At 73.1% G+C, this 18,219-nt stretch carries 17 protein-coding genes; 6 read left to right on the top strand and 11 right to left on the bottom strand.

Annotated elements, in window-relative coordinates; all coding sequences use genetic code 11:
* Positions 1-25 precede the first annotated feature (25 nt).
* Both AB0F61_RS25945 and AB0F61_RS25940 read right to left on the bottom strand, forming a co-directional pair.
* A complete protein-coding gene (locus AB0F61_RS25945) occupies positions 26-1,495 on the bottom strand; it encodes an NAD(P)H-hydrate dehydratase (protein ID WP_357814395.1) in 1,470 nt (489 codons plus the stop codon).
* A gap of 55 nt (positions 1,496-1,550) precedes the next feature.
* Positions 1,551-1,919 (bottom strand): holo-ACP synthase, encoded by a 369-nt coding sequence (locus AB0F61_RS25940; RefSeq protein WP_357814393.1) that lies wholly within the window; start codon positions 1,917-1,919, stop codon positions 1,551-1,553.
* 174 nt (positions 1,920-2,093) lie between these two features.
* Between AB0F61_RS25940 and AB0F61_RS25935 the strand changes: the two genes are divergently transcribed.
* Both AB0F61_RS25935 and AB0F61_RS25930 read left to right on the top strand, forming a co-directional pair.
* Positions 2,094-2,390, top strand: a complete 297-nt coding sequence (locus AB0F61_RS25935) for a hypothetical protein (protein WP_357814391.1) — start codon at positions 2,094-2,096, stop codon at positions 2,388-2,390.
* Positions 2,387-3,979, top strand: coding sequence for an alpha/beta hydrolase (locus tag AB0F61_RS25930; RefSeq protein WP_357814389.1), 1,593 nt, complete (start codon positions 2,387-2,389; stop codon positions 3,977-3,979). The genes AB0F61_RS25935 and AB0F61_RS25930 overlap by 4 nt, the downstream gene beginning before the upstream one ends.
* Before the next feature lie 6 nt (positions 3,980-3,985).
* Here AB0F61_RS25930 and glmS read toward each other — a convergent pair whose 3' ends face one another.
* Positions 3,986-5,899, bottom strand: a complete 1,914-nt coding sequence (gene glmS / locus AB0F61_RS25925; RefSeq protein ID WP_357814386.1) for a glutamine--fructose-6-phosphate transaminase (isomerizing) — start codon at positions 5,897-5,899, stop codon at positions 3,986-3,988.
* A 237-nt stretch (positions 5,900-6,136) separates the two neighbouring features.
* Between glmS and AB0F61_RS25920 the strand changes: the two genes are divergently transcribed.
* Both AB0F61_RS25920 and AB0F61_RS25915 read left to right on the top strand, forming a co-directional pair.
* Positions 6,137-6,961, top strand: a complete 825-nt coding sequence (locus tag AB0F61_RS25920; protein ID WP_357814383.1) for a hypothetical protein — start codon at positions 6,137-6,139, stop codon at positions 6,959-6,961.
* A gap of 182 nt (positions 6,962-7,143) precedes the next feature.
* A complete protein-coding gene (locus AB0F61_RS25915) occupies positions 7,144-8,337 on the top strand; it encodes a pyridoxal phosphate-dependent aminotransferase (protein WP_357814381.1) in 1,194 nt (397 codons plus the stop codon).
* A 9-nt stretch (positions 8,338-8,346) separates the two neighbouring features.
* Here the strand turns inward: AB0F61_RS25915 and AB0F61_RS25910 are convergent, their stop codons facing one another.
* The gene (locus AB0F61_RS25910) at positions 8,347-8,979 is read right to left on the bottom strand and encodes a PadR family transcriptional regulator (RefSeq protein WP_357814378.1); all 633 of its coding nucleotides are present in this window, start codon (positions 8,977-8,979) and stop codon (positions 8,347-8,349) included.
* 92 nt (positions 8,980-9,071) lie between these two features.
* On the opposite strand from AB0F61_RS25910, the gene AB0F61_RS25905 reads away from it, so the two are divergent.
* A complete protein-coding gene (locus AB0F61_RS25905) occupies positions 9,072-11,897 on the top strand; it encodes an FtsX-like permease family protein (protein ID WP_357814376.1) in 2,826 nt (941 codons plus the stop codon).
* 2 nt (positions 11,898-11,899) lie between these two features.
* Entirely contained in the window at positions 11,900-12,646 is a 747-nt protein-coding gene (locus tag AB0F61_RS25900; protein WP_357814373.1) for an ABC transporter ATP-binding protein, read from the top strand.
* Positions 12,647-12,666: 20 nt separating this feature from the next.
* Here the strand turns inward: AB0F61_RS25900 and glmM are convergent, their stop codons facing one another.
* The 7 genes from glmM to AB0F61_RS25865 form a co-directional block, all read right to left on the bottom strand.
* On the bottom strand, positions 12,667-14,022 hold the full coding sequence (gene glmM / locus AB0F61_RS25895) for a phosphoglucosamine mutase (protein WP_357814370.1): 1,356 nt from the start codon (positions 14,020-14,022) through the stop codon (positions 12,667-12,669).
* Between the two features lie 118 nt (positions 14,023-14,140).
* Complete coding sequence (rpsI, locus tag AB0F61_RS25890) at positions 14,141-14,617, bottom strand: 30S ribosomal protein S9 (protein ID WP_357814368.1); 477 nt, start codon at positions 14,615-14,617, stop codon at positions 14,141-14,143.
* A gap of 20 nt (positions 14,618-14,637) precedes the next feature.
* Entirely contained in the window at positions 14,638-15,081 is a 444-nt protein-coding gene (gene rplM, locus AB0F61_RS25885; protein ID WP_053653864.1) for a 50S ribosomal protein L13, read from the bottom strand.
* Positions 15,082-15,290: 209 nt separating this feature from the next.
* Positions 15,291-16,673, bottom strand: coding sequence for a nitrate/nitrite transporter (locus tag AB0F61_RS25880; RefSeq protein WP_357814365.1), 1,383 nt, complete (start codon positions 16,671-16,673; stop codon positions 15,291-15,293).
* A 129-nt stretch (positions 16,674-16,802) separates the two neighbouring features.
* Positions 16,803-17,096, bottom strand: coding sequence for a hypothetical protein (locus AB0F61_RS25875; protein ID WP_151488090.1), 294 nt, complete (start codon positions 17,094-17,096; stop codon positions 16,803-16,805).
* On the bottom strand, positions 17,086-17,343 hold the full coding sequence (locus AB0F61_RS25870) for a DUF6364 family protein (protein WP_088950199.1): 258 nt from the start codon (positions 17,341-17,343) through the stop codon (positions 17,086-17,088). The genes AB0F61_RS25875 and AB0F61_RS25870 overlap by 11 nt, the downstream gene beginning before the upstream one ends.
* Before the next feature lie 89 nt (positions 17,344-17,432).
* Positions 17,433-18,128, bottom strand: coding sequence for a methyltransferase domain-containing protein (locus AB0F61_RS25865; protein ID WP_357814361.1), 696 nt, complete (start codon positions 18,126-18,128; stop codon positions 17,433-17,435).
* Positions 18,129-18,219: the final 91 nt, after the last annotated feature.

The following is an 18,219-nucleotide window of genomic DNA, read 5'->3' as shown; positions in this document are numbered from 1 at the left end:
GTCGTTCCGCCCGGAACCGACCGGATCAGCCCAGGCGGGCGACGACCGGGCGCAGCGCGGTGACCACGTCGGGCGCGGTCACCGGCCCGCTCCGGGCCGCCTCCCGGCCGGCGAGCCCGTGCAGGTACGCGGCAGCGGCAGCGGCCCGATCGGCGGGCACCCCGGCCGCCAGCAGCGAGCCGAGCAGCCCGGCCAGCACGTCGCCGGTGCCACCGGTGGCCAGTGCCGGGGAGCCGGTCGGGTTGACGTACGCCCGACCGTCCGGCGTGCCGATCACCGTGCGGTCGCCCTTGAGCAGCACCACCGCGTTCATCCAGGCGGCCAGCCGCAGCGCCGCGCCGACCCGGTCGGCGCCGGGCTCCTCACCGCAGAGTCGGGTGAACTCACGGTCGTGCGGGGTGACCACGATCGGCGCGTCCCGGCCGCGAAGCCGGTCGGCGAGCGAACCGTCCACAAGCAGGGTCAACGCGTCGGCGTCGAGCACCACGGGCACCGGGGCGGCCAGCACGGCGCGCAGCTCGGCCGCCGCGTCCGCACCGGTGCCCAGCCCCGAACCGCAGACCCAGGCCTGCACCCGACCCGCGTCGGCGACCCGCCCACTGGCGATCACCGAGGGGTGCTGGTGCAGCACCTCGTCGCGGGCGCCGCCGGCGTAGCGGACCAGACCGGTCGGCCCGGCCAGCGCACCGCCCACGGAGAGCACCGCCGCACCCGGGTAGGTCGCCGAACCGGTCGCGAGCCCCACCACCCCCCGCGTGTACTTCTCCGACGCGGGGCCCAGCTCCGGCCACCAGTCGGCCACGTCGGACCACTCGGTGACCCGCAGCGCCGGGGTGCCTCGCAACCACGGCCGCAGCCCGATGTCGACAAGCTCCACCTGCCCGGCCAGGACGGCGGCCGGCCCGACCACCAGGGCGGGCTTCAGCGCGCCGAACGCCACGGTCACGTCGGCGTGGACGGCGTCCGGCCGGCCGGACGCGGCCAGCGGCACGTACCCGGTGTCCACCGCGACCCCGCTCGGCACGTCCACCGCCAGCACTGTGGCCCGGTCACCGTCACGTCCACGCAGCTCACCGAGCCGCCGCACCACCGCGTCCGCGCCGGACCGCAGCCCGCCGGTGCCACCGATGCCGACGATGCCGTCGAGCACCAGGTCGACCGGGCCGGCGGGCTGCTCCACCAGCCGGCCGCCGGCAGCGCGCAGCGCGGCCAGCCCCGCCGCGTGCGCACGCCCGGGAGTGAGGAGCAGGGCGGACACCTGGACACCTCGGCGGGCCAGCCGCTCCCCGGCGTACAACGCGTCACCGCCGTTGTCGCCGGAGCCGACAAGGAGCAGGACCCGGCCGCCGTAGACGCCGCCGCGCTCGGCGAGCAGCAGCGCGGCTCGGCGGGCCAGCCCGGCGGCGGCCCGCTGCATCAGCGTCCCCTCCGGCAGCGTGCCCATCAGCCCGGCCTCCGCCGCCCGTACGTCGGCCACCCGCCACACCGCTCTCATGCCACCGTCTCCCCATCCGTTCGCGGGTGGACCCGACCGGTCCGCCCGGTCGACGTCACCGTTCCGCGACCACCATGGCCGACGCGATCCCCCCGTCGTGCGACAACGAGAGATGCCAGTGGTTGACCCCGCGCGCCTCGGCCGCCGCCGCGACGGTGCCGGCGACAGCCAGCCAGGGGCGGCCGTCCGGGTCGGCCCTGATCTCGCAGTCGTGCCAGCTCAGCCCGGCCGGGGCCCCGAGCGCCTTGGCCACTGCCTCCTTGGCGGCGAAGCGGGCGGCGAGCGACTCCGGCGGGCGCGGGTTGCCGGAGCGGGTGTGCCGCTCGGCGGTGGTGAAGAGTCGGTCGGCGAGCAGCGGCGTCCGTGCCAGGGCCCGGGCGAACCGGTCGACCAGGACCACGTCGATGCCGACAGCGACGATCACCACACCACCCTACCGGCGGCCGGGGCCGCAGATTAGCCGTCGGGCCCGCGCTGGGCAACGCCTGTGGACACGCCGGGGTACGGCCCACCACCCGCTGTCCACAGGGCACTCCGGGGCCCGCCGGGCCCGCCTAGCGTCAGCGCGTCGATGCCGATCGTCCACGGGGGTGTGGTCATGACCGATGAGCTGTTCGCCGTCGCGCCGGAGGAGCTGCGGGCGGTCGCCGGCACGCTCGACGACGAGGCGTACCGGCTGGCGTTGGGCCTCGCGAGGGTGCCCGGGCTGCTGGTGGTCGCGCCCGAGTGGCGCGCCGGCGCGGCTCTGGCCGGGCTGGAATCCGCCGGGCACGCCTGGTTCTGCCGGCTGGGCGCCCAGGTCGCGGCGACCTCCGGTGGGGTTCGGGCGGCGGCGGAGGCGTACGAGACGGCGGACGACCGGGCTGCCGGCCGGTTCGCCGCGTTGCCCCGGTGACCGGCGTCGGCTACCGGCAGCTCTGGGCGGCCGATCCGGGCGGCTGGCGGTCCGCCGGGGTGGCCTGGGCCGGGCTGACCGGGCCGGTCGAGCGACAGGTCGGCGAGGTGGGCGCGGCCGGCGCGCGCCTGCGCAGCGGTTGGTCCGGTACGGCGGCCACGGCGGCGGACGCGCGACTCGCCGGTCTCCGTGCCGAGCTGGCCTCCATCGCACCCGCACTGATCGAGGTCGACCAGGTGCTGGCCGAGCTGGCGGGCCGACTGACTGTCGCGAAGGCCCGGCTCGCGGAGGCGGTCACCCAGGCGGACGCGGCCGGGCTGGTGGTGGACCGCGCGGGCGGTGTGCACCTGGATCCCACCCGGGTCCGGCCCACCGAGCGGGCCGGCGTGGCGGCGGCCCGGGTGGCGGCGGCCCTGCGCGACGCGCTCGACGCCGCCGGAGCGGCGGATCGGGTCGCCGCAGACCGTCTGGACGAGCTGACCCGGGCCGCCGGCTCGGGTTGGGCGTCCCCGCCACCGCCGGGTCGGCCGGCAGCCGGTGCCGCGCCGACGCTGGTCCGCGCCTGGTGGTCCGGGTTGACGCCGGCGCAGCGCCGGTGGCTGATCGGGCACGAGGGTGCGCTTGTCGGCCAGCTGGACGGAGTGCCGGTGGCCGCCCGGGACCAGGCCAACCGGCTGCGGCTCGGGGTCTGGCGCGCGGAGTTGCTCGCTGAGCGGCGGCGGTTGCTGACCCGGGTGCCGCCGGGGCCGCTCACGTCGGTCCGCCTGCACGGGGTGGCCGGGCGGTTGGCCGGCCTGGACGCGTTGGCCGGGCGGCTGGCGGCGGGCGGTGAGCCGCGGGCGTACCTGCTCGGGTTGGCTGCGGGCGGTGAGGGCCGGGCGGTGGTGGCGCTCGGCGACCCGGACCACGCCGACCGGGTGCTCACCTACGTGCCGGGGATGACCGCCGGTCTCGACGACGCTGCCGGTGAGTTGGGCCGGGCGGCGCGTGTGCTGGACCGCTGCGTCGCGCTGGCCCCGGGTGAGCGCAGCGCGGCGGTGCTCTGGTTGGACTACGACGCCCCGGATTTCCTGACCGAGGCGGCCTCGGCGGGCCAGGCCCGGGACGCCGGCCCGGCGTTGCACCGCTTCCAGGAGGGGCTGCGGGCCAGTCACGAGGGTCCGCCGGCCCGGCAGACCGTGCTCGGGCACAGCTACGGGTCGGTGGTGGTGGGGACGGCCGCCCGGGAGCACGGGCTGGCCGCCGACGCGCTGGTCTTCGTCGGCTCGCCCGGGGTCGGCGCGTCGCACGCCGCCGAGCTGGGCGTGCCACCCGGCGAGGTGTGGGCGAGCAGTGCCCCCGACGACGTGATCCGCGCCGCCCGCCAACCGGAGGAGTTCGGCCGACGGGCCCTGCTCGGCGCGGCTCCGCTGGCCGCCGTGCTGGGCTGGCCCGACCGGACCGGGCACGAGCTGTGGTTCGGTCACGACCCGTCGGATCCGGGGTTCGGCGGTCGGGTCTTCGCCAGTGGGCGCGGCGGGCACACCGGTTACTGGGACCCGGGCAATCCCGCGCTGGACGGGATGGCCCGGGTCGTGCTGGGGCGTTGAGGGGGCCTATTCGACGGTGACCGACTTGGCCAGGTTGCGGGGCTGGTCCACATCGTGCCCACGGGCGGCGGCGATCTCGGCGGCGAGCACCTGCAACGGCACAGTGGTGACGAGCGGGGCCAGCAGGGTCGGCGTACGAGGCACGTAGATCAGGTGGTCGGCGTACCGGACGACGGCCTCGTCGCCCTCCTCCGCGATCACGATGGTCCGCGCGCCACGGGCCCGGACCTCCTGGATGTTGGAGACGACCTTGTCGTGCAGCATGCCCCGGCCGACCGGCGAGGGCACCACGCAGATCACCGGTGTGCCCTTGTCGATGAGGGCGATCGGGCCGTGCTTCAGCTCGCCGGCCGCGAAGCCCTCGGCGTGCATGTACGCCAGTTCCTTGAGCTTCAGCGCGCCCTCCAGGGCCACCGGGTAGCCGACGTGCCGGCCGATGAACAGCACTGTGGGCTCGGACTTCAGGTCCCGGGCCAGCTCACGGACGGGCTCGATCCGGTCGAGCAGCTCACGCAGCTTGCCCGGGATCTCCTGCAACTGCGCGACGACCGCGCCCACCTCGTCGGCGAACTTGATCCCACGCACCTGGGCCAGGTGCAGGCCGATCAGGTAGCAGGCGACGACCTGGGTGAGGAACGCCTTGGTGGACGCGACGGCGATCTCCGGCCCACCGTGGGTGTAGAGCACGGCGTCGGACTCGCGGGGGATGGTCGAGCCGTTGGTGTTGCAGATCGCCAGCACCCGGGCCTTCTGCTCCTTGGCGTGGCGCAGCGCCATCAGCGTGTCCATGGTTTCGCCGGACTGGGAGATCACCACGATCAGCGTGGACCGGTCGAGCACCGGGTCGCGGTAGCGGAACTCGCTTGCCAGCTCCACCTCGCAGGGGATCCGCGTCCAGTGCTCGATGGCGTACTTGGCGACCATGCCGGCGTGGTACGCCGTGCCGCAGGCCACGATGAAGATCTTGTCGACGTCGCGCAGGTCCTGGTCGCTGAGGCGGACCTCGTCCAGGGCGATCTCACCGGTCTCGGTGAGCCGGCCGAGCAGGGTGTCGGCGATGGCCTGCGGCTGCTCCTCGATCTCCTTGAGCATGAACCAGTCGTAGCCGCCCTTCTCGGCCGACGAGGAGTCCCAGTCGATGTGGAAGTCCTTGCCGGCGGCGGGCTGACCCTCGAAGTCGGTGATCTCGATGCTGTCGGCGGTGATCAGCACGATCTGGTCCTGGCCCAGCTCGACCGCTTCCCGGGTGTGCTCGATGAACGCGGCCACGTCGCTGGCCAGGTAGTTCTCCCCCTCGCCCCGGCCGACCACGAGCGGCGAGTTGCGCCGGGCGCCGACGACCGCGCCGGGCACGGAGGCGTCGACGGCGAGCAGCGTGAAGGCGCCTTCCAGCCGTTGGCAGACCACGCGCATGCCGGCGGCGAGCAACTGTGGATTGTCCGGCTGGCCGGCGGCACGCAGGTCGGCCAGCGCGGCGGAGAGCAGGTGCGCGGCGCACTCGGTGTCGGTGTCGCTTGCGAACTGGACGCCGTCGGCCTCCAGCTCGGCGCGGAGCTTGGCGAAGTTCTCGATGATGCCGTTGTGGATCACCGCGACCCGTCCGTCGCCGGCCACGTGCGGGTGGGCGTTGCGGTCGGTCGGGCCGCCGTGGGTGGCCCACCGGGTGTGCCCGATGCCGGTGGTGCCGTCACCGATGCCGATCGGGCTGGCCGCGCAGGAGGTCGGGTCGTCGGCGGCCCGCTCGGAGAGCACCTTCTCCAGGTTTGCCAGTTTGCCGGCCTTCTTCTCGGTCAGCAGCCGGTCGTCGCAGACGATCGCGACGCCCGCCGAGTCGTAGCCGCGGTATTCCAGCCGCCGCAGCCCGTCGAGCACGATGCCGAGAGCGGGGCGCGCGCCCGCGTATCCCACGATTCCACACATGGCCCGCAGCCTAACCCAGTTTCACTCATGATGGGTGCTCGAAAGTCGGGTTATCAATCACGGAATCTGAGCGATCGGTGCCTGGGCGGCCGCAACGGGACGAGCGACACCGGCCGCTCGCGAACCGCCCCGGACGGCGGGGTTGCGGGGCGTCAGCGGGTGCGAAAGTCTCTCGGCGGGTTTGGCGCTCCCGTCCACGGCCCGTTCGTTCCATACCCACTCCCGCCCGGAGCAGCCATGACCGACGCGCCCCCGCCCGAGCCCGCCTCCTCCCCCGCGGATCCGTCCACCGGCGGCGCAGCGGGGGCCTCCGCCGAGCCGCCCTCGCCAGGGGCGGGCTCCGCACCGGATCCGACCGCGCCGCCCTCCTCCGCCCCCTTCCCGGCACCCGACCCGCTGGCCCCGGGCAGGCCGTGGGCACCCCCGACCCCGTGGACGCAGCCCTCGCCGGCCGCGCCGTGGACCCCGTCCCCGCCGGCGGACCAGTGGACGCCGCCCACACCCGCGGACCTGTCGACCCCGTCCGCGCCCGCGGACCAGTGGGCCCCGTCCGCACCCGCGGACCGGTGGGCCCCGCCCGCGCCCGCGGGCCAGTGGAACCCGTCCGCACCCGCGGACCAGTGGCCCGAACAGCGTGCGGCGCCGTGGGCGCCCGAACCTCCGAGCACGGGTTGGACACCGTCCCCGACCGACGCCGCAGGCCCGGCGACCGCCGGATCGACTCCGCCCGCAGGCTGGCCCACGCCCGCCGGACCGCCGCACGCCGGACCGCCGGCAACAGGGTGGCCGCCGCCCGGTGGATGGCCGCCGCCCGGCTATCCGCCGCCGTACGCCTACCCCGGCTATCCGCAGGCCGGCGGCAACTCGCCGAGGAACAACGGCCGGATCATCGGGATCGCCGTCGCTGCCTTCGTGGCGCTGGTCCTGCTGATCTGTGGCTGCCTCTGCGCGGCTGGTCTGCTGCTCGACGAGACCGGTTCCGACCCTGCAGTCGAGGGCCCGTACGTCAATCCTGACGACGACTGGACCGCACCCACCGCCGGTCCGCGCACTGTCCAGTGACCTGCTCGACCTGACCGACACGAGACCTCATCGACACGGGGCTTGGTCAACTCGGAATCATTGGTGTCGGGGCATCGGAACGCCGTTGATACCCCGATGTCAACGATCCCGAGTTGATCAAGGAAGCATGGTGGGCCCGTGGGGCCTGGGGTTGACCCGCGGATGGCCGTAGGCTGGCTCGGGTGACGAGCACCGATGTCGACCCGCTGGTGGCCCGGATGCGGCCGTTCGGCACCACGATCTTCGCCGAGATGTCCGCCCTCGCCGTGCGGACCGGCGCGGTCAACCTCGGCCAGGGCTTCCCCGACACCGACGGCCCACCGGAGATGCTGGCCGCCGCCGCCGAGGCGCTGCGCGGCGGGCAGAACCAGTACCCGCCCGGCCCGGGGATTCCCGCTCTCCGCGCGGCGGTTGCGGCCCATCAACTGCGGTTCCACGACCTGTCGTACGACCCGGACGGCGAGATCGTGATCACCGCTGGCGCGACGGAGGCGGTAGCGGCCAGCATCCTCGCCCTCTGCGAACCGGGTGACGAGGTGGTCTGCTTCGAGCCGTACTACGACTCGTACGCCGCCTCGATCGCGCTTGCCGGCGCGGTCCGGCGACCGGTGACCCTGCGCCCCGCGGCCGACGGCCGGTACGCGTTCGACCCGGCGGCGCTGCGCGCGGCGTTCGGCCCGCGGACCCGGCTGGTGCTGCTCAACTCGCCACACAACCCGACCGGCAAGGTCTTCACCCCGGCCGAGCTGGCACTGATCGCCGAGCTGTGCCAGGAGCACGACACGTACGCGGTCACCGACGAGGTGTACGAGCACCTGGTCTTCACCGACGCGGCGCACCCGCACGTGCCGCTTGCCACCCTGCCGGGGATGTGGGAGCGGACGCTGCGCATCTCGTCGGCGGGCAAGACGTTCTCCTGCACGGGTTGGAAGGTCGGCTGGGCGAGCGGCCCGGCGGCCCTGGTCTCGGCGGTGCTGCGGGTGAAGCAGTTCCTCACCTACGTCAACGCGGCCCCGCTGCAACCGGCGGTCGCCGTGGCGCTGGCCCTGCCGGACGACTACTACACGGGCTTCCGGGACAGCCTCCAGCAGCGGCGGGACCAGCTCGTCGGCGGTCTCACCGACGCCGGGTTCGAGGTGCTCGGCTCGGAGGGGACGTACTTCGTCACGGCCGACATCACCGCCCTCGGTGGCCGGGACGGGGTGGAGTTCTGCCGCTCGCTGCCGGAGCGCTGCGGCGTGGTGGCCGTGCCGACGCAGGTCTTCTACGACGACGTCGAGGCGGGCCGGCGGCTGGTCAGGTTCGCCTTCTGCAAGCGCCCGGAGGTGCTGACCGATGCGGTCACCCGCCTGCGCGGGCTGCGGGAGCGCCGCTGACCGGTGTGGTCAGCCGGCCGCCCGGGCCGGTCCGGTGTCGTCCGCCGACGGGGGCGAGGAGGCGTCGGCGACGGACGCCGCGATCTCCGACGGCGCGACGGCCAAGGCGGCGAGCAGCGCCCCACCGTCGGCCAGCAGCACCGCCTCGGCGTCGTTGACGAAGGCGAGGTCGGCCTCGACGTGTCGGCTGGCCGCGGCGAGCAGCAGCCCGACCACCGGGTCGGCGGCTTTGCGGCGCAGCCCGTCGAGGTTGCGCAACTCGCGAAGCAGGTGCCCACGTTGGTTGCTGAGCACGGTGCGGACGGTCTGCGCGGAGCCCGATCGGGCGGCGGCGGTGACCTTGAGGAAGAAGTCGTCCCGGAAGCCGCCACTGCGCGGGCTCGGCTCGTCGAGCCATCGGGCGAGTTCGGCCCGCCCGGCGGGAGTGATCTGGTAGACGACCCGGTCGGGTTTCACCGGTTGGGCCTGCCGCTCGGCGACCACCAGGCTGTCCCGGGAGAGTCGGTCGAGGATCTGGTAGAGGTGGCCGATGTTGAGCGACCCCCACTGTGGACCGGTGGCGGCCTCGAAGGCGCCCTTCAGCTCGTAGCCGTAGCTCGGGCCGCGCGCGAGCAGTGCCAGAACCGCGTGCTGGATGGCCACCGTCTCCTCCGATTCTGCTGACCGACGGGCCAGGCCTTGCATTGTGACAATGTAACGCGCAGAGTGTGGGGTAGCACACGGGGAGGCGCGACATGCTCGGTTTCATCTGGGCGCAGCTACGCGGCCGTGCTGGCCGGTCGGTGGCGCTGCTGGCGGGCGTGTTGGTGGCGACCACCGGCTTCGTCGTCCTGACCGGCGCCACCACCACCTCCCGCCTCGACGTCACCGGTGCGCTGGAGCGCAACACGCAGTCCGCCTACGACATCCTGGTCCGTCCCCAGGGGACGCGCACGCCGCTGGAGGCCGAACGTGGGCTGGTCCGCCCCAACTACCTCTCCGGGCTGTTCGGTGGCATCACTCCCGCGCAGTACGAGCAGGTGCAGCAGGTCGCCGGCGTCGACGTGGCCGCTCCGATCGCCATGCTGGGCTACTCGACCTCATCGGTGTCGGTCCGGTTCGACCTGACCGACGCGGTCGACCGTTCCCTTGAACGGCAGGTCATCCGGATCGACCCCACCTTCACCGCCGACCGCGGGCTCTCCACCGCCCCGAGCCGTCCACGCTACGTGTACGTGACCAAGCGCCCACTGCTCTATCCCGAGGGAGGCTACGACACGGACCTCTCCTCGATCCCGTACTCGGACGGCCGGAAGTACCCGTACGACCAGAATTGCGGGGATGTCCCACGGGAACTGCTTCCGGACGGACAGAGCCAGCCGATCTGCGACCCCCACGCGACCCCGCAACCGGGGAACGGATGGGTCTCCGAACGGAAGAACTGGAGCGTCGACACCGTCCGGCTGTTACCCGACGGGCGCTTCGAGGAGAACCGCTGGCAGTCTGGTCGCGCCAAACGCGTCGCCACCGACCGACTGGTGGCCAGCTACTTCGTGACGGTGCCGTTCCTGCTGGCCGCCGTCGACCCCGACGCGGAACAGCGGCTCGTCGGCCTCGACGACGCGGTGACCGAGGGCCGCTCCCTCCGGCCCGACGACACGGCCACCGACACCCACCTCCCTGCGCATGTGCCCGAGCGGTTCATCCCGGTGTTGACCACCAGCCGCCCCTACCTCGACGTCACCGTGCGGTCCGCCCTCACCCGGCTGCCGCAGGCGCGGCCCGCCGGGCTGAGCATCGCCGACATGGAGTATGCGCTGGACAACGCCACCGGGGTCAGGGCCGGGACCGAGGAGTACGCGCTGGCCGACGGCTATCGCGACCTGCTCTCCGAGGGGATCTCCCCGACCGGCTGCTGCCGGGGTGAGTTGCAGACGATCGTCCAAGCGGGTGCGACGGAGTACGACCGACGCCCCGACGGCACTCTCCGTGCTGTCCCGCGACCACCGTTGGATCCCGCGACCTTCGGCAGCGACAACACGTACAACTTCGACGGCCGTCCGTGGTCGGCCGACGACAACGGCTTCCGCCCGCTGACCGCGGTCCCCATGCAACCACCGGGCGCTTTCTCCCAGCTCATAGCCTGGCGGACCGTCGGCATCTTCGATCCGGAGAAGCTGAGCGGGTTCAGCGACCTGTCCCGGGTCCCGCTGGAGACCTACGAACCGCCCCGCACCGATGGCGCCGACGAGCGCAGCCGCCAGGCGCTGGGCGGCCAGCCGCTGGAACCGAACGGCAACCCGGCCGGCTACCTCTCCTCGCCACCACTGCTGCTCACCACCCTGGCCGCGGTGCCGAAGCTGCTGGAGAGCAGCGCCTCCCCCGCCCGGACGGCGCCGATCAGCGCGATCCGGGTCCGGGTCACCGACGTCGCCGGCTACACCGAACGGTCCGCCGAACGGGTCCGGCTCATCGCCGAGCGGATCGCCGACACGACCGGGCTGGACGTCGATCTCACCTTCGGCTCATCGCCCGCGCCGCAGACCGTGGAGCTGCCCGCCGGCTCGTTCGGCCGGCCCGAGCTGCGGCTTACCGAGCCGTGGTCCGCCCTCGGGGTGGCCTCGGTCATCACCAGAGCCGTCGACCGCAAGAGCCTCGTCCTCTTCGGGCTGGTGCTCGTGGTCTGCGGGCTGTTCCTCGGCAACGCGGTCTCCGCCGCCGTCCGCGACCGGCGTCCCGAGCTGGCGGTGCTCGCCTGCCTGGGCTGGCCCGCCCGCCGCATCGCGGCGTTGGTCCTCGGTGAGGTGGCCGCGCTGGGGCTGGCCGCCGGCGTGCTGGCCCTCGGGCTGGCGTTCCCGTTGGCCGCCGCACTGGACATCGGGATCGGCTGGCGGCGGGCGGCGCTCGCCGTACCGGTGGGTCTGCTGCTGGCGCTGGTGGCGGGCCTGGTCCCGGCGCTGCGAGCCGCGGGCACCCATCCGGCCGCCGCCCTGCGGCCGCTGGTGGCCCCGGCTCGGTGGGTACGGCGGCCTCGCGGCCTGTTCGGGATGGCCCTGGTCAACCTGGTCCGCACCCCCGGGCGCACAGTGCTCGGTGCCGGTGCGCTGGCCATCGGGCTGGCCGCGCTGACAGTGGTCACCGCCGCCGCCTACGCCTTCCGTGGCGCGATCGTCGGCAACCTGCTCGGCGACACCGTCTCGCTCAGCGTCCGGGGTGCGGACACACTGGCCGCTGTCGTCACCGTCCTGCTGGGCGCGGGCGCCGTCGCCGACGTGCTGTACCTGAACGTCCGGGACCGCGCCGCCGAGCTGTCCACGCTGCGGGCGATCGGGTGGACGGACGCGGCACTGAGCCGCCTGGTGGGTTACGAGGGGCTCCTCATCGGCGCGCTCGGGGCGGTGGCCGGGGCGGGGCTCGGGCTCGCCGGGGCCGCCTGGCTGGTCGGTGGTCTGCCGGCCGCCCTGGTCCTGGCCGCCGCCACGGTGGCGCTCGGCGGGGTGCTCCTCACCTGTCTGGCGGCACTCGTGCCGGCCGCGTTGCTGCGCCGGCTACCGACCGCACGGCTGCTCGCAGAGGAGTGACGATGGAGGCAACGACGGGCCGCACGGTTCGGACGCTCGGGCTGCGCCGGCAGTTCCGCACCGGCGCGGAGCAGCTCACCGCCGTCGACGACGTCTCACTGGAGATCGCGGCCGGGTCGGTGGTGGCGCTCACCGGTCCGAGCGGCTCCGGCAAGTCGACACTGCTGCACCTGATCGGTGCCATCGAGCAGGCCGACAGCGGCACCATCACCGTCGACGACGTGGAGATCACGTCGCTGCGCCGCGCCGCACTGGCCCGCTACCGGCAGCGGGTGGGATTCGTCTTCCAGCGCTACCACCTGCTCCCAGCGTTGACAGTGCTGGACAACGTGATCGCCCCGGTGCTGCCGCGACGCGGCCGAGCCGACCACGCGGCACGGGCCCGGGAGCTGCTCGACGCGGTCGGCCTGGCCGGGCGCGAGCGGGCCCTGCCGGCGCAGCTCTCCGGCGGTCAGCAGCAACGGGTCGCCATCGCCCGCGCGCTGATGGGCGCGCCGGGCCTGCTGCTGGCCGACGAGCCGACCGGCAACCTCGACTCCACCACCGGCGGGCAGATCCTGGACCTGCTGCTCGACCTCCGGGACCGGCACGGCATGACCATCCTGCTGGCCACCCACGAACAGGCCATCGCCGCCCGGTGCGACCGGCTGGTCAGGCTCGCCGACGGCCGGGTGGTCGAGGATCTCGACCTCACCAGCGGCGAGGACCCGGCCGACACCTACGAACGCGTGGCCCGGCTGCGGTTGTGACGCCGCAGCCGGTGGCTGTCTCAGCCGGCCGGGCTGGCGGAGCGGACCAGCTCGGCGATCCGCTCGGCCACCTCGCGGGCGGTCTGCTCGGTGGCGGCCTCGACCATCACCCGGACCAGCGGCTCGGTGCCCGACGGGCGCAGCAGCACCCGCCCGGTCTCACCCAGCTCCGCCTCGGCCCGCTCGACCTCGGCGCGAACGGCCGGTGCGGCTGCGCCGACGGTCCGGTCGCCGACCGGCACGTTGATCAGCACCTGGGGCAGTTTGGTGACCACCGAGGCCAGCTCGGCGAGGGACTTGCCGGTGGCGGCCATCCGAGCCATCAGGTGCAGGCCGGTGAGCACCCCGTCGCCGGTGGTGGCGTGCGCGGGCATGACGATGTGCCCGCTCTGCTCACCGCCGAGCGCCAGCCCGGACGCGCGCAGTGCCTCCAGGACGTACCGGTCACCGACCTTTGTCTCGATCAGCCGGATGCCCTGCGCGGACATGGCCAACCGCAGGCCGAGGTTGCTCATCACGGTCGCGACCAGAGTGTCCTGGGTGAGCGTGCCGGCGTCCCGCATGGCAAGCGCGAGGATCGCCATCACCTGGTCGCCGTCGACCTCGTCGCCGTCGGCGCTGACCGCCACGATCCGGTCGGCGTCGCCGTCGTGGGCGATGCCCAGGTGGGCGCCGTGCTCGACAACTGCCTCGCGCAGCGCCTCGATGTGGTTGGAACCGCACTCGTCGTTGATGTTCAGGCCGTTCGGCTCGGCGTGGATCGCGACGACCTCCGCGCCGGCTTCCCGGTAGGCGACCGGGGCGACCTCGGCGGCGGCGCCGTTGGCGCAGTCGACCACGACCTTGATCCCGTCCAGCCGGTGCGGCACGGCCCCGACCAGGTGCTGGACGTAGTGGTCGGCACCGTCGAGCAGGTCGTGCACCCGGCCGATGCCGGCACCGGTGGGCCGGTCCCACGCGGTGGTGGCGTTGGCCTCCACGGCGGCCTCGATCTTCATCTCGATCTCGTCGGGCAACTTGTGCCCGCCGGCGGCGAAGAGCTTGATGCCGTTGTCCGGCATCGGGTTGTGTGACGCGGAGAGCACCACGCCGAGGTCGGCCTTGGCCTCGGCGGTGAGGAACGCCACCGCGGGGGTGGGCAGCACGCCGACCCGCACCACGTTGGCACCGGCGCTGGTCAGGCCGGCGACCACTGCGGCCTCCAGCATTTCGCCACTGGCCCGGGTGTCCCGGCCGACGACGGCCAGCGGCGGGTGGCTGCGGTCCGTCTCGGCGAGCGTGTGCGCGGCGGCCACCGCGAGCGCCAGCGCCAACTCCGGGGTGAGATCCGCGTTCGCCCGCCCGCGTACGCCGTCCGTGCCGAACAACCGACCCATACCCGCCAACCTCCGTGGTGCGCTGCCGATGTGGAGAAAACGAAACGGCCGGCCGCCTCCCCCGAGTCGGGGGGAGGCGAACCGGCCGTCCGTCAGAAGTACAACGCGCTGGAAAAGATCAGCGCTTCGAGTACTGGGGAGCCTTACGGGCCTTCTTGAGGCCGTACTTCTTGCTCTCCTTGACCCGGGCGTCCCGGGTGAGGAAGCCGGCCTTCTTCAGGGCCGGGCGGTCATCGGGCTCGTTGACGATCAGCGCCCGGGCGATGCCGAGTCGGAGCGCACCGGCCTGGCCGGTGGTGCCGCCGCCACGCAGGTTGGCGATGATGTCGAACTGCTCAAGCTTCTCGGCGGTGACCAGCGGGTCCTTGATGAGCTGCTGGTGCACCTTGCTCGGGAAGTAGGCCTCGAGGTCCTGGCCGTTGCAGGTGATCTTGCCGGTGCCCGGGACGATACGGACCCGGACGATGGCCTCCTTGCGGCGGCCCACGGTCTGGATCGGCCGGTCACCACGAGGCGCGCGGGCGACGGGCGCCGGCGCCTCGGTGGCCTCGGGAGCTTCCGGGGCGACCTCGGTCTCGGTGGTGATGTCGGTCATGCTGCTTCCTTCGCCCGCGCTCACTGCGCGATCTGCTTGATCTCGAACGGCACCGGCTGCTGCGCGAGGTGCGGGTGCTCGGCACCGGCGTACACCTTCAGCTTCTTGATCAGCTGACGGCCGAGCTTGTTGTGCGGGAGCATCCCCTTCACAGCCAGCTCGATGGCCCGCTCGGGGCGCTTGGTCAGCAGCTCGTCGTAGCCGATCTGCTTCAGACCACCCGGGTAACCGGAGTGGCGGTAAGCAACCTTGGTCTGGCGCTTGTTGCCGGTCAACGCAACCTTGCCCGCGTTCACGATGACGACAAAGTCGCCCGTGTCGACGTGCGGCGCGAAAGTCGGCTTGTGCTTACCACGCAGCAACGTGGCGGCGTGGGTGGCCAGGCGGCCCAGCACGACATCAGAGGCGTCGATGACGTGCCACTGACGCTCGATCTCACCCGGCTTCGGGCTGTACGTACGCACAGGTCTACCTTGTCTCGTCGTCGGTCTGGGGTCGCGCGCCGAGGTGACCAGATCTTGCAGGCCGGACCAGCGCGCACGAACGACCAAGCGTACCTGATAGGGCACGCCTCTGGATGTCGTACAACAGCAGGCAACGATACCCGGCGCGGTGTCCGCAGGTCAAAACGGGGGTGCCGATCCGCACGGCGACCCGCCGGCGGTGGCTCAGCTCACACGCCGGCGAGCCGATCGGCGCCCGGACGACGGTAGACGACCCAGGTGACCACGAAGCACAGCGCGTACCAGCCGATGAAGGCCAGGTAGGCGGCGTCGGCGTTGCCGGAGCCGAGGAACGACTGCCGGAACGCGACGTTGACGAGCACCCCACCGGAGGCGCCGATCGCGCCCGCGATGCCGATCAACGCGCCGGTCATCCGCCGCGCCCAACGGGCGGCGGCCTCCGGATCGCGGTGGCCGTCGGCCACCGCGTCCGCCGCCCGGGCCCGGAAGATCGCCGGGATCATCTTGTACGTGGAGCCGTTGCCGATGCCGGAGAACACGAAGAGGGCGATGAACCCGGCCAGGTAGAGCCCGAACGAGCGCTCCCGGGCCGCGTACAGCACGATGCCCGCGCCGGACGCCATCGCGACGAAGTTCCAGAAGGTCACCCGGGATCCGCCCAGCCGGTCGGCGAGGTGCCCGCCCAGCGGCCGGATCAGCGAGCCGACAAGCGGGCCGAGGAAGGTCAACCAGGCGGCGTCGACCGGGGTGGGGAACCGCTCGGCGAACTGGAGCTGGAGCACCTGACCGAAGGCGAAACCGAACCCGATGAACGACCCGAAGGTGCCGATGTAGAGCAGCGACATGACCCAGGTGTGCGGGTCGCGGGCCGCCTCACGCAGCGCGCCCGGCTCGTTGCGCGCCCCGGGCACGGTGTCCAGCCAGCGGCTCGCGGCCAGCGCGGCCAACACGATCAGCGGCAGGTAGACCGCCGGGACCAACCGGGGGTACGCGGCACCGGCGGTGGCGAGGACCGCCAGCCCGACCAACTGCACAGCGGGTACGCCGAGATTGCCACCGCCGGCGTTGAGCCCGAGGGCGCGTCCCTTGAGCCGCTGGGGGTAGAACAGGTTGATGTTCGCCATCGAGGAGGCGAAGTTGCCGCCACCGACGCCGGTGAGGCAGGCGAGCACCATCAGGGTGGAGTAGGACACCCCGGGCTCCAGCAGCACCGTCATCGGCACCGTGGGCACCAGCAGCAGCAGGGCGCTGATGGTCGTCCAGCGCCGCCCGCCGAAGCGGGCCACCGCCAGCGTGTACGGCAGCCGCAACACCGCCCCCAGCGCCGCCGGCACGGCGGTGAGCAGGAACTTCCCGGCCGGGTCGATGCCGTACGCGGGGCCGAGGAAGAGCACTGTCACCGACCAGAGGCTCCACACCGAGAAGCCGACGTGCTCGGCGAAGATCGAGACCCAGAGGTTGCGGCGGGCGATCGGCGCGCCCGTCGCCTGCCAGAAGTCGGGGTCCTCGGGACGCCAGTCGTCGAGCCGGCGCCCACGCGCGGTGGCGGCCGACGGCGCGGCGGTGACTGCGGTGCTGGTGAGCGTGCTCACGGCGGCTCCTTCTCGTCGATGTGACGAGGAGAGACGCTAGGAACGCCTGGTTACCTGGCAGTGCCCGTCCTGGGTCGGCCCGGAAACGGGGATCGCACCACGGGCCGTCGGCGGTGGTGAGGTCGGTGCTCAGAGCTGTTGGAGGATGCGCAGCGCGCGGCCGACCCGGAGCATGGTGTCGGTGTCGGCGACGTCCACGCAGTCGGTGAACCACTTCTTCATCGGCGAGGAGATGCGGTCGGGCATCACCACGTACCGGCCCATCGACACGGCCAGCGGCGAGTCGCGCAGCAGTGACTCCTCGACCACCTCGACCACGATCACGATGGGCACGTCTGTGGAGTTGTAGACGTCCGAGCTGATCACGAGACCGAGGCGTTCGCGGGCGCCCTCGATGCGCCAGACCTCTCCCCTACGCAGCACGCGGGCGTCCGCCGGAGAGCAGGTCGTTGACCATACCCACCTCGCGGGCGTCGGCGAGAGCGGCGGACTCCAGGTCCAGGCCGGCGCGGCCCACGGCGGCGGCGTGCGCGGTGAAGACCTCGCGCAGCGCCTTCTCGCGGGCGGCCTGGTCCATCCACGCCGAGAGCGACAGCCCCTCCCGCTTGGCGAACCGCCGCGCCTCCTCGATCGTCTCGTCGGTAAACGACAGAGTCACCTTGGCAGTCATGCCGCTGAGACTACCCAGCGGTATGACTGCCAGTCATCCCCGCGCCGACCGGCTCGCGTACGGCGTCGAAACGCCCATTCCGGCGGCTCTCACCGGGCCCGACCACCGAACACCGCGAAGCGCCACTCCTTGAAGTAACAGTCGACGTCGACCAGACCGGCCTCGGCGAGCCACCGGCACTGGTCGGTGACTGTCGCCGGCCGGTCGTGCCGCATCCGCCCCCGGGAGCCGGCGATCTCCTCGGGGGACGCGCCCAGCTCGGCGATCCGCTCCATCCACACCTCGTCGTAGCGCCGCTCCAGCTCCGGGGTCGGCCCGGCGACCTGCTCGGCGTTGACGAACACCCCGCCCGGCGCCAGCGCGGCGGCGGCCCGCCGGTAGAGCGCGCGCTTGCCGGCGTCGTCCAGGTGGTGGATGGCCAGCGCGCTGACCACCGCGTCGTACCGGCCCGGCGGCAGCTCGTCGGACAGGTCGGCCCGCACCGACCGGTGCGGCACGGACCGGTCGCGCAACTGCGCGGTGGCGCGGGCGAGCATCGCCGGCGCCCCGTCCACCAGGGTCAGCCGGACTCCGGGCACCGCCGCGGCCAGCAGCAGCGAGAGCAGGCCGGTGCCGGCGCCCAGATCCAACACCTCGGGGGTACGACCGGCGGCGAGCGCGGCGCGCAGCGGCGGCGCGGCCACCTGGACGGCCGTGCCGTAGAAGGCGTCGAAGCAGGGAATCAGGCGCCGGCGCTCCTCGTCGTAGGTGCCGGCCACCGCGTCGAACACGTCCACCACGCTCATCGCTGCTCCCATTTAATGAGACGGTTTTCCCATATAGTAGGCGAGGTCGGTCGGTTGAGCACGGCACCTACCGCTTGGTGGGACATGAGCG

Origin of the sequence: Micromonospora sp. NPDC023888 (assembly GCF_040639415.1) — a bacterium.
In the GTDB taxonomy this organism is placed as follows: Bacteria; Actinomycetota; Actinomycetes; order Mycobacteriales; family Micromonosporaceae; genus Micromonospora.
Note: the sequence above shows the minus strand (reverse complement) of the source record. Positions and strands in the feature narration are given on the sequence as shown.

Coding starts and splice junctions, on each gene's coding strand:
- AB0F61_RS25945 (WP_357814395.1), bottom strand. CDS start 1,495: ATGAGAGCGGTGTGGCGGGTGGCCGACGTACGGGCGGCGGAGGCCGGG.
- AB0F61_RS25935 (WP_357814391.1), top strand. CDS start 2,094: ATGACCGATGAGCTGTTCGCCGTCGCGCCGGAGGAGCTGCGGGCGGTC.
- glmS (WP_357814386.1), bottom strand. CDS start 5,899: ATGTGTGGAATCGTGGGATACGCGGGCGCGCGCCCCGCTCTCGGCATC.
- AB0F61_RS25920 (WP_357814383.1), top strand. CDS start 6,137: ATGACCGACGCGCCCCCGCCCGAGCCCGCCTCCTCCCCCGCGGATCCG.
- AB0F61_RS25905 (WP_357814376.1), top strand. CDS start 9,072: ATGCTCGGTTTCATCTGGGCGCAGCTACGCGGCCGTGCTGGCCGGTCG.
- AB0F61_RS25900 (WP_357814373.1), top strand. CDS start 11,900: ATGGAGGCAACGACGGGCCGCACGGTTCGGACGCTCGGGCTGCGCCGG.
- glmM (WP_357814370.1), bottom strand. CDS start 14,022: ATGGGTCGGTTGTTCGGCACGGACGGCGTACGCGGGCGGGCGAACGCG.
- rpsI (WP_357814368.1), bottom strand. CDS start 14,617: ATGACCGACATCACCACCGAGACCGAGGTCGCCCCGGAAGCTCCCGAG.
- AB0F61_RS25870 (WP_088950199.1), bottom strand. CDS start 17,343: ATGACTGCCAAGGTGACTCTGTCGTTTACCGACGAGACGATCGAGGAG.
- AB0F61_RS25865 (WP_357814361.1), bottom strand. CDS start 18,128: ATGAGCGTGGTGGACGTGTTCGACGCGGTGGCCGGCACCTACGACGAG.